At 46.9% G+C, this 10981-nt stretch carries 7 protein-coding genes; 6 read left to right on the top strand and 1 reads right to left on the bottom strand.

All coding sequences use genetic code 11. The annotated features are described in order from the left end of the window. The first annotated feature begins 339 nt into the window (after positions 1 to 339). From ACR2PX_RS02160 to ACR2PX_RS02135, 6 genes are all read left to right on the top strand, one after another. Positions 340 to 2244, top strand: a complete 1905-nt coding sequence (locus ACR2PX_RS02160) for a hypothetical protein (protein ID WP_433997716.1) — start codon at positions 340 to 342, stop codon at positions 2242 to 2244. 500 nt (positions 2245 to 2744) lie between these two features. Then, positions 2745 to 4319, top strand: coding sequence for a cytochrome ubiquinol oxidase subunit I (locus ACR2PX_RS02155; RefSeq protein WP_433997715.1), 1575 nt, complete (start codon positions 2745 to 2747; stop codon positions 4317 to 4319). A 12-nt stretch (positions 4320 to 4331) separates the two neighbouring features. Further along, positions 4332 to 5465: a cytochrome d ubiquinol oxidase subunit II gene (gene cydB / locus ACR2PX_RS02150; protein ID WP_433997714.1), complete on the top strand. Its 1134-nt coding sequence runs from the start codon at positions 4332 to 4334 to the stop codon at positions 5463 to 5465. Between the two features lie 12 nt (positions 5466 to 5477). Further along, on the top strand, positions 5478 to 5606 hold the full coding sequence (gene cydX / locus ACR2PX_RS02145) for a cytochrome bd-I oxidase subunit CydX (protein WP_433997713.1): 129 nt from the start codon (positions 5478 to 5480) through the stop codon (positions 5604 to 5606). Between the two features lie 588 nt (positions 5607 to 6194). Continuing rightward, positions 6195 to 9185 carry a type III restriction-modification system endonuclease gene (locus ACR2PX_RS02140; protein WP_433997712.1) on the top strand — a complete coding sequence of 997 codons (2991 nt, stop codon included), beginning with the start codon at positions 6195 to 6197 and terminating at the stop codon, positions 9183 to 9185. Between the two features lie 76 nt (positions 9186 to 9261). Then, positions 9262 to 9591, top strand: coding sequence for a hypothetical protein (locus tag ACR2PX_RS02135; RefSeq protein ID WP_433997711.1), 330 nt, complete (start codon positions 9262 to 9264; stop codon positions 9589 to 9591). A 4-nt stretch (positions 9592 to 9595) separates the two neighbouring features. On the opposite strand, the gene ACR2PX_RS02130 is transcribed toward ACR2PX_RS02135, so the two are convergent. Next, positions 9596 to 10711: a DUF1570 domain-containing protein gene (locus ACR2PX_RS02130; RefSeq protein ID WP_433997710.1), complete on the bottom strand. Its 1116-nt coding sequence runs from the start codon at positions 10709 to 10711 to the stop codon at positions 9596 to 9598. Between the last annotated feature and the right edge of the window lie 270 nt (positions 10712 to 10981).

The raw sequence follows: 10981 nt of genomic DNA, 5'->3' as shown, positions 1-10981 counted from the left end.
CCGGGGGCTGTCTATCTTTCAGTGCCTTTCTTTATTGTCATATTGCACTCCTTGCTAACTATGCCCTCTACCGTCGAAAAGAAATTGGGAGCCCCCCATAAAGTCCAACGGAACAAAAAGTTGCTCTAAAGGTGGAGGTAATTAATAACTTACCAGTTATGCTATGATCTTTACGTCCCATTTTTTGAGCTCTGGGTTTTGCAAAATGCCCATGTCCAGTTCGTTCTGCCACCTTTCAATTCATTTACTTTAAATCGTAAATCTACATATACTTGATCGTCACCCTAAGACTTTAGAATAAGACTCGGATCTCCCACCACTCAAGCAATATAGACGACAATGCCCTCCCTATTCAGTCTCCGAAGACAGCAACGGAATGATGATGACCTTCAGCTTGAAGAACGTGATTTAAGCTGGTTGGAGAAAGTGGCACGTGCTCCTCATCAGGAGCCCTGGAGTGTCACAATACTGCAGTATGCCTGGACCGCAGGTCCGGTAACACTTCTAGCCGCCTTTACTGGCTATTACATTGGCTATGGCACAATGATGCCGCTGGACAGAACCCTGTACTTTATTGGCTATTCCATAGTGGCCATTGGTTTGGGTCTGTTCACCAAGCTGATGCATAACCTCACTCACGGCCGCAAAGTCAATAAAGACAAAAACAACCTGCTCAGTGTTATAGACCGGATACCGGAAATTATTTACATGGTGCGCGATCTGGCCCAGCGCAACATGGCAGAAGATGCACGACGCATTCACTCTGCTGGCATTCTGCTGCGGAAGCTGGATCTTGGCCCTGAATGGGTATCCACCGCCGTAGAAGACATTACCGGAGACCCCAAACTGGCCCGCAAAGCTGAACAGATCGAAATCTTTCGTCGTGCAGGCCTTTTTCACAGAATGCGAGACATTGTTCACGAAGTTTCTGAAGACACAGAACGTTACCACAACGAACTCAAGGAACTTCATCCTCGCATTGCTGAAGCCCTGAAAAGCCGATTAACCGGTATCGTGGCAAGGCCTCATGAAGGACAACCAAGGGAACCCCTGTTTATTGAACGGATTCTCACCGCCAGTGAGCGGGATAACGAAGAATTGATGACTCTTCATGACGTCGAAGAAATTCTCATATTGTGCTTCGAGCTGATTTGTGGCCGTGAAATCTCCTGGTTGAAGATCGAGTACACCGGGCGTTGGGATCTTGCCAAGGCACTGGACAAGCTGGAGGAAGAACGTAACGATTTCCGTATCAGCCGGGCCAGGGTTTACTCCCGCCTCAAAGCTTTGACCACCTGGCTGCATAATGTCGATGTCCAGAATGACATTATTACCGGTCATGGTCTGAGCCCTCAGAAGCTGCTGAGCGCTGCGACAGAAACTCTGGATAACCTAAGCCTTCAGGTCCGCCAAGCCAGAGACCTGACTCGTAAAACCGGCAAACATGTGATGGCGCTGAACATCAAACGCAAACAGCTGGATAAGGCCATTCAGCTTTATAATGAAGCCCATCGTGCCTATCTCAAACAGGGTCGGGACAGCGACAAACTCAAACGAGCCCTGAAGTACTGGCAGAAGCTGTCCACTCTGTACCAACAAAATCCGGAAGAAAACGTCAAACGTAGTCTGACCATTTCTGAGCAAAGTATTGAGCTGGATGACGATACCCGAATGGAAGTCGCTAACCGTCTGGAAGAATTCCTGAAAGAATCCCGACTACGCAGGGAAAGTTATCGAACCAACTCTCGTCTGTCACCAGCCCAGAAGGATTTAACCGAAACCCGTGCCAGAGAAGTCGCCATAGAAGTCGCCACCATTCTCGATCCTTATATTCATCTGCACGACCCACAGATTCAACGAGCTATTGAAAGCTCCAGCGCTTCCAGTCTGGCATTTATCGAACCGGGTATGAGTGCCAAAACCAAAGCAACCCTGGGAGAAGCACTGGCAGCAGATGTCGACAAGAACCTATCAGCCAGTGCAGAAAAGCTGGCTCAGAATCTGATCCGTTACTATCGGGTTCCCCTCAGTGAACGAACCATTAATTTCCTTGTGCAAACCTATCAGGCAGATCTTGAACGTCTGCAATTTATTGCCCAGTTTGAAAGCCCGATGAGTGCTCGCTATTCTCTGGACAATATCTCCCCTATTGAAGTCCCGCCAGCAAAAAACAATTGGCAAATCGATCTCTATAACGCCAATAAAATCATCAGCAAATACAGCTCTGCTACTATTCATAGCTGATCCGATATCACCCGGCGCAAACCGATTCAGCCGGGTGAATACTCTCTATTGACTGATCGAAAATACTGATAGGTAGTTATTACAGATATCAGTATTTTTTATGACATAAACCCTTACCCACAAATAGAGCGTTTCGTTTTTACACAGCGCATCACTCTGTTTTTATAGATGTTAACCATTATTTCCTCTATTTATACTCTGCAGCGCAAGGGATTTCATGCGTTTTTGATAAAGATCAAATTTTGCGACTTACCGAAGTTCAGATATGTAACAAATCGGAGTAACATATGCACAATCTGATTAACCAGCCATAGATTGATCCACACCCACCTAAGATCCGTATAAACGGACGCATCGTCGCGCCTGCTATAAATATGCATTTCAAATGTATCCATTATACTGAACGCGCGGGTACTGCAGCAAAAGGACCTCTGTGGCAGCACATATTTTCTGATTTCCAGTACGGATCTGATTTCACACTGTCATTAACGAGGAGCACCATGATTCCAGAAGAAATCATTGACCTATCGCGATTTCAATTCGCGATGACGGCACTCTACCATTTCCTCTTTGTTCCACTCACCCTCGGCATGACCTTCATGCTTGCGATCATGGAGTCGGTCTATGTTATGACCGGCAAACAGGTCTACAGGGACATGACCAAATTCTGGGGCAAACTGTTTGGTATTAACTTTGCCCTCGGTGTAGCCACCGGCCTGACCATGGAATTCCAGTTCGGTACCAACTGGTCATTCTATTCCTACTATGCAGGAGACATCTTTGGAGCCCCTCTGGCCATCGAGGCCCTGATGGCCTTCTTCCTGGAGTCGACGTTTGTCGGCATGTTCTTCTTCGGTTGGGACCGACTCAGCAAAGTCCAGCATCTGACCTGTACCTGGTTAATGGCCATTGGCACTAACCTGTCGGCCATGTGGATTCTTATTGCCAATGCTTGGATGCAGAATCCGGTAGGAGCAGAGTTCAACTTTGAAACTATGCGGATGGAAATGACCAGTTTTGCAGACCTGATTCTGAATCCGGTTGCCCAGGTTAAATTCATTCACACCGTTGCTGCGGGTTACACCACCGGAGCGGTTTTCGTGTTGTCTATCAGCGCCTGGTATCTGCTCAAAGGTCGCGACATCGGTTTTGCCCGTCGCTCCTTTGCTGTCGCTGCCGGTTTTGGTCTGGCCGCTATTCTTTCCACCATTATGCTGGGCGATGAATCCGGTTATGAACTGGGTGACGTTCAGGAAGTGAAACTGGCCGCCATTGAAGCCGAGTGGGAAACGGAACCACCTCCTGCCGCTTTCACGATCATCGGTCTGCCGAATCAGGAAGAACAGAGAACCGACTTTGCTCTCAAGATCCCTTACGCCATGGGTATTATCGCTACCCGGTCCCTGGATACCGAAGTACTGGGTATCAAGGATCTGATCGACAACAAGGTTGAGCGTATCGGCACCGGCATCATAGCTTATGAACTGTTACAGAAGCTGAAGAACGGCGAAGACACTCCGGCCAATCGTGATGCCTTTGAGAAAGTCGTTGATGACCTGGGCTACGGTCTGTTGCTGACCCGTTACACCGACGATATACCCAATGCCACACCGGCTATGATCCGCCAGGCTGCTGAAGACGCCATCCCCACGGTTTGGCCTCTGTTCTTTGCCTTCCGCATTATGGTGGGCTGCGGTGTTCTGATGCTTATTCTTATGTTGGCTGCCTTTTATAAAACAGCTCGCAGAACAGAATATAAGAGCCCTAAATTCCTGAAACTCTGCTTCTATGCCCTACCACTGCCCTTCATTGCCAGTGAAATGGGCTGGTTTGTTGCAGAATATGGCCGCCAGCCATGGTCCATCTCAGGAATACTGCCAACCTACATGTCAGCATCCAGTCGAACAGAGACGGATCTCTGGATGAGTATTATAGGGTTTGCAACCTTCTATACGGTCTTCCTGGTAATCGAAATGTACCTGATGATCAAATACGCCCGCAAAGGCCCCAGCAGCCTTCAGACTGGCCGCTACCACTTTGAACGCAACCGCTCCGGCGATTTGACCCAGGCATAACAGGAGGTCACTATGGATTACGAAGTACTCAAATTTATCTGGTGGGTCTTGATTGGCGTGCTGTTCATAGGCTTTGCCATTATGGACGGTTATGACATGGGAACCGCCAACCTGCTGCCTTTCATGAGTAAGAACGACGAAGAGCGTCGCATCATGATCAACGCAGTAGTCCCCCACTGGGATGGTAACCAGGTTTGGCTGATTTCTGCCGGTGGTGCGCTGTTCGCAGCCTGGCCCATTGTTTATGCCACAGCATTTTCCGGATTTTACTGGGCAATGCTGCTGGTACTGTTCTCATTGATCGGTCGCCCCCTGGCCTTCGATTATCGCTCCAAGGTCAATCCAGAGCACAAAAAATTCTGTGACTGGGGATTATTTATCAGCGGTATCGTGCCGTCTCTGGTCTTCGGCGTTGCTTTTGGTAATCTGTTTCAGGGTTTTGGGTTTGATCTGGATGACACCATGCGCTCCAGCTTCACTCAGGGCTTCTTCTCCCTGCTGAATCCCTTTGCCCTGCTGTGCGGTGTGGTGAGCATCGCCATGCTAACTATGCAGGGAGCGGTATGGCAAAGCATGCGCTCAGGCTCACCCATTAAGGAACGCGCGACTACCGTCTCTCGCCTGTCGGCCCTGGCCACCATTGTGACCTTTGCTGTAGCCGGTGTCTGGGTAGCGAATCTGCCGGGTTACGAAGTAGTCAGTGGTCTGGTTATTGATGGTGCTGCCAACCCATTGAACAAAACGGTTCACCTGGCTGACGCCGGTGTCTGGCTGGCCAACTACAGTAAATACCCCATCATGATGATTGCACCAGCCATGGGTTTTGCTGGCGCTATTGGTGTCTTCCTGCTGGCTAACAGCCGTCTGTATGGGCTGACTTTTGCCTGCAGCTCTATGACTCAGGCAGGCATTATTATGACCGCCGGATTTTCTCTGTTCCCATTCATTCTGCCATCCAGCACCAACCCTAATGTCAGCCTGACTCTCTGGGATTCAGTATCCAGCCACCTGACACTGGGCATTATGACCGTTGTCGCAGGCATTTTTGTGCCCACTATTATTGGCTATACAAGCTGGTGCTTCTATAAGATGTGGGGACGCATGACCGCTGAACACATCAATGAAAACTCTCACTCACTGTATTAAGGAGGTCAGACAATGTGGTATTTTGCTTGGATTTTGGGCGTTCTGCTTGCCTGCGCCTTCGGTATCATCAATGTCATGTGGTACGAGTTTCATACTGACCATTTTGATGAAGAGACGGGTGAACCCATCGAGAAGGAATAACTTCATCAAGAGTTATTCTTCATACTGACCGTTAGCTGGAGAGACCCTCTCTCCAGCTAAGCCCCCTCCCTAACTCTTTTGACCTCGTTCCCCTTCAACGATCATTCAATAACGATTGATTGCACAGACCTCATCTGACAACGCACCAAATCGCCCATTCCTAACCGTAAATAATGCACTTTTGTTCTGCATGAAAATGAACTGCAGTACACGCCAAAATCTCTAGCTTTGCAGACTGAAAAGCCCAAGCTACTTTTTGTAGACTGCATCAGTCAGATAGCAGCTACCTGCACTGCAGTTTTACACTATCATTTTCTGGAGGAGAAGAATGGCGAAAAAAAGACCCACGTGACAAAAGAGTCAAAGAAAACAAAACAGAAAAAATTCGTTGAACTGACTGAAGTCTGGGTACGCAAGCTGCTCCGACAAATCTCATTGGTGGGCAATCTCTCAGACAAGTCCAAGTTTGAAAATTGGGAAGCGAAGGAGGAAGCGTTCAAGCTTTCGTAAAAAATCTGGTGAGATTTTTAAGCCCCGTTATAGGGCCAGTTTAAAACACAGGATTATCAAACCCTTGCTGTCAACTCTGTGGCTGACTGCTTTGTTGGTCAGCTGCATGATGATGCCGCTACTCGCTATCGTATTGATCCAGGTCAGTGGAAAAAACATCAAACAAAACGCGAAGGACCAGAAGAAGGCTTTAAAAATGCTGATATCCTGCTACCAGAATTAAAGGTTCTGGAGAATATTCAAAACGTTCAGCGTCGTCAGAATCTGCCACAATCTTCAGCACTGGTCAGCAACAAGATATCGCCATTCAACCTCGATATCGAGATGGAGACAGGTACTGGTAAAACCTACTGCTACATAAAAACAATGTTCGAGCTGAACCGCCGTTATGGCTGGAATAAGTTCATTATTGTGGTTCCCAGTATTGCTATCCGTGAGGGTGTCGCAAAATCGTTGGAGATAACAGCTGACCACTTCCAGCAAGATGCAAACTACGGCAAAAAAGCCCGAACTTTTATTTATAACTCCAAATCTCTGCATGAGCTGGAAACATTCTCTTCTGATGCGGGCATTAATGTTATGGTCATCAACGTTCAGGCATTTAATGCCACCGGCAAAGATAACCGCCGTATCTATGAAGAGCTGGACGACTTCCAGAGCCGTCGCCCCATTGATGTGATCGCTGCAAACCGCCCGATACTGATTCTGGATGAACCCCAGAAAATGGAAGGCGCAAAAACCAAGAAATCCCTGGAGCAATTTAAAGCCCTGATGGTGCTTCGCTATTCTGCGACCCATAAAACTGACCACAATAAAATCCACCGTCTTGATGCACTGGATGCGTATAACCAGAAGCTGGTGAAGAAAATTGAGGTTCGGGGTATATCGGTTAAGGGGCTTACGGGAACCAACGCCTACCTATATCTGGAATCCATTGAGATTTCATCCAGCAAGCCGCCTATGGCACGGATCGAGATTGAGGTAAAAGAGAAGTCCGGTATTAAGCGTAGAGTTCGCAAACTGGGTAAAGGTGACAATCTGTTTGACAAGTCCGAAGGGCTTAACCAGTACGACGGATTTGTGATCGCCGATGTAAACGCTAATACCGATGTGGTGAGCTTCACCAATGGTCATGAACTCTATGTAGGTGAAGCCACAGGGGATGTAAACGAAGAGACCCTGCGCCGCATCCAGATTAGAGAAGCGATTAAAGCACACTTCGATAAAGAGCGAGCCTTGTTCAATCAGGGCATAAAAGTACTGACCCTGTTCTTTATCGACGAAGTAGCTAAGTACCGGGACTATGACCAACCCGATACCAAAGGAGAATACGCCCGTATTTTTGAAGAGGAATATAACCTCTACCTAAACGAAGTATTGCAGCTTGATCCTTGCCCTTATTTTGATCATCTCCATAAAATCTCAGCTGAACAGACTCACAAGGGTTACTTCTCCATTGATAAAAAAGGGATGATGGTTGATGCCGTAAAATCTGCCAAGAGTGAGAAAGTTGAGAGCACCGATACAGATGCCTATGATCTTATTCTGAAAGAAAAGGAGCGCCTCCTTTCTTTCCAGGAACCTACACGCTTTATTTTCTCCCACTCTGCCCTGCGGGAAGGCTGGGATAATCCAAACGTGTTTGTTATATGTACCCTGAAGCACAGCGATAACATCATTTCCCGCCGCCAGGAAGTAGGCCGGGGGCTGCGTATTTGTGTTAATCAGGACGGTGAGCGCATGGACAATCCGTTAACCGTTCACAGTACCAATGTTCTGACTGTTGTAGCCAGTGAGAGTTATAAATATTTTGTGACTGCGCTTCAGAAGGATATCAGTGCATCGCTCTCTGCTCGTCCACGAGTTGCCGATACAGACTATTTCACAGGTAAGCAGCTCATCACCCCAGACGGTGCTATTGAAGTCACTCCTCAGATGGCTAAGCAAATCTATAAATACCTTCTGAAAAATGACTATGTCACCGATGAAGATCATATTGCTGAAGAGTACCATCAGGCGAAAAAAGAAGGTTCTCTGGTAAAACTGCCGGATGATTTGAAGCCTTACGAGGATCAGATTTTCCAACTGGTCGATAGCGTCTTCAGTGAAGATCTGATGCCTGGTATGGAAGATGGTCGTAAGAAGAAAACGAACCCTCTCAATGATAATTTTGAGAAGAAAGAGTTTCTGGAACTCTGGGATCGTATTAACAGAAAAGCCGTTTACAGCGTACAGTTTGACTCTGCAGAGCTGGTTAAGAAGTGTATTGCCACACTGGACGAACACCTTCGGGTTACGCCCATGCAGTACACTATCCAATCCGGTGAACAGGTTGCCGGTGTTGGCTATGACGAGATGAAATCCGGTGACGGGTTTAAGCTTGAAAAGACGGAAACCGAGACTCACAAGGCTTCAGTCCACTCTCGGGTGAAGTATGACCTGTTAGGCAAACTGGCCGAAGAGTGTCAGCTCAAACGCCAGACCATTGCCAAGATTCTGAAGGATATTAATAAGCCAGTTTTTGCCCAGTTCAAAACCAACCCTGAGAACTTTATCTCGGAAGCCGCTCGCCTGATTAATGAACAGAAAGCAACTGAGGTTATTGAACATCTTGCTTACGATACAGTAGAAGAACGGTTCGAGCTGGATATTTTCACCAATAACCAGACTGGGCAGGACTTCAGTAAAGCGGGTGACAAGCTGAAGAAGCATGTTTATGACTATGTAGTCACTGACTCCAAAGTTGAACGTGAGTTTGTTAAGGAGCTGGATACCAGTACTGATGTTGTCGTTTATACAAAGCTGCCGAATGGATTCTTTATTCCAACACCTGTAGGTACCTATAATCCAGACTGGGCTATAGCCTTTGTCGAAGGCTCTGTGAAGCATGTTTTCTTTGTTGCTGAAACCAAAGGGGATATGTCAACAATGCAACTGAAAGAGATTGAGAAAACGAAAATAAAGTGTGCAAAAAAGTTCTTTGAAAAACTCAATGAACAATTCGCACCAAAGAATGTTCGTTACGATGTGATCAAAGACTTTGACACATTGATGAATATTGTTCACTAATAATAAACAAAACCTTCTCTTCGTACTGCGTCAACTTGACGCAGTTCTCTTTAAATCTCACATCTAATAGCAAATAATGAAAAAAACAAGAAAGTTATTACCTCTTATTCTCTGCTTCCTCACCTTTAATGCATGGCCACTTGACCTCAACAAACACGACAAGCATTACTCTGTCCGTTACTCTTACACGGGCAAAAAAATCGACTATAAATCAGTCTGCTCCAACTACACCAAGGGATCAACTGAATACCGAGGCTGCCGTGGTCAGGCACAGGGGTATTTCAAAGATCAATGCACTGACTACCGTAAGAGGTACCGGATGGCCAGTAGCTCCAGCAAGAAAGATGTAGCAAAAAAGCGAGACATGTATTGCCTCGCAAAAAGCCAGTTCAACCCTCTGCGTTAACCTTTCAATACCGGTGGCTGGAGTGATCTCCAGCCACCAGCCAACGCTTCCAATCCTGATCCAGCCTTTGCAGTCCGCCTCGATAATTCCGGGCAAAAAACTGGGCGCTATCAAGCGAGCTGCAAGGTTCATCAGCCAGCTCAGTCATAAAGCGATTGAGCAGGTTCTTCCCCTCTTTTGAACTCATCAAAAAATACGTCAGGCTCCAGGCCATGGCATACATGGTACTTTGGTCTTTTGAACGCCACGATTGCCGGTCGTACTGAAAATACTCCGATAGAAACATCAGCTGTCGCTTTCTGTGCTGGCTATGGAGTAATTTTATCCAGTGCTGGTTGGGTTGAATGGTTTTCAGCTGACCACTGATGCTCATCTGTTCAAAATATTCAGCGATGCCTTCCGTAAACCAGGTGGGGACATACCCAAACAGGCCTGAGATAATGACATGAGCAGCCTCATGCCTCGCTGTAGAAAAAGTGCTTTCGTCGCTCTTTTGGCGCATCACTGCGGCAAGGTTATGCCCTGGGTTGTAAAATCCGGAAATATTATTCCCCAGAGAAGGCGCAATTTGTCGTTTGAATTGATTGAACGTACCTTTGTTATCAAACACATGAACCTGCAGATCGACTTGTCTCAACTGCTTGATGTTCAGTGCCTGAGAAAGGATAGAGAAAATCTGGCGGGTATCCGATGACAGATGATCTTTCATATAGGCCGGTAAGGTGCCACCTCGATTTCTGACATCCACTGTAAAATATTTTAGGCGGCTGCTGTATCGCCGGGACAGGTTTTCAGTCTCAGTACCAACAGGCGGCCTGTCAGAAAAGTGCATCTTTCCCTTTGCATCTACCCACTTGTAAACACCATTCTGTTTGACTGAGTTAATGGGCCGGGTTTTGGGCTTGCATTGAAAGATGGGATCAACTTCACTTCGAGCTGCATATCTTGGAAATCCTCTGATATCCAAAAGGTCAGACTCTAACGATTCCAACTGATCTGGCTCAATACCAAACCATGCCAGATACCCAGTCCTCTGCACTTCCGTGGAAAAAAACCAGACAGCGGCGATACTGATCAGTTGTAGAGTGAGAAAAACTAACCATGGACGTATTCTTTTCATTATTTTCGAATTCTACACTGCAGTTGAAAACATTCTGCCAAAAAAGTCCGCCTTTCTGAAGCTATTCCCTTTCTCAAGATTTCCCCACCCCCTCCGCTAATAAGGTAACCCTGAAGCAGGATCCCCACCTTGAAAAGCCCTATGGAGTCTGTCGGACTTAGCCGACCGTAGCGAGAAAAAGTCCGGTTTGAGACAGTTTTTATGATTATTTGAGGCGAATAGCGAGCTATTCAACGAAAAGAATCATAAAAAATGGCCAAATCCGGCTTT

Source organism: Endozoicomonas sp. (assembly GCF_051008435.1).
Lineage (GTDB): Bacteria > Pseudomonadota > Gammaproteobacteria > Pseudomonadales > Endozoicomonadaceae > Endozoicomonas_A.
The sequence above is the reverse complement of the archived record's forward strand: the minus strand, read 5'-3'. Positions and strand labels throughout refer to the sequence as shown.

Bases quoted from the DNA above. Each gene is read 5' to 3' on its own strand.
- ACR2PX_RS02160 (WP_433997716.1), top strand. From the start codon at position 340: ATGCCCTCCCTATTCAGTCTCCGAAGACAGCAACGGAATGATGATGAC.
- ACR2PX_RS02155 (WP_433997715.1), top strand. From the start codon at position 2,745: ATGATTCCAGAAGAAATCATTGACCTATCGCGATTTCAATTCGCGATG.
- cydB (WP_433997714.1), top strand. From the start codon at position 4,332: ATGGATTACGAAGTACTCAAATTTATCTGGTGGGTCTTGATTGGCGTG.
- cydX (WP_433997713.1), top strand. From the start codon at position 5,478: ATGTGGTATTTTGCTTGGATTTTGGGCGTTCTGCTTGCCTGCGCCTTC.
- ACR2PX_RS02135 (WP_433997711.1), top strand. From the start codon at position 9,262: ATGAAAAAAACAAGAAAGTTATTACCTCTTATTCTCTGCTTCCTCACC.
- ACR2PX_RS02130 (WP_433997710.1), bottom strand. From the start codon at position 10,711: ATGAAAAGAATACGTCCATGGTTAGTTTTTCTCACTCTACAACTGATC.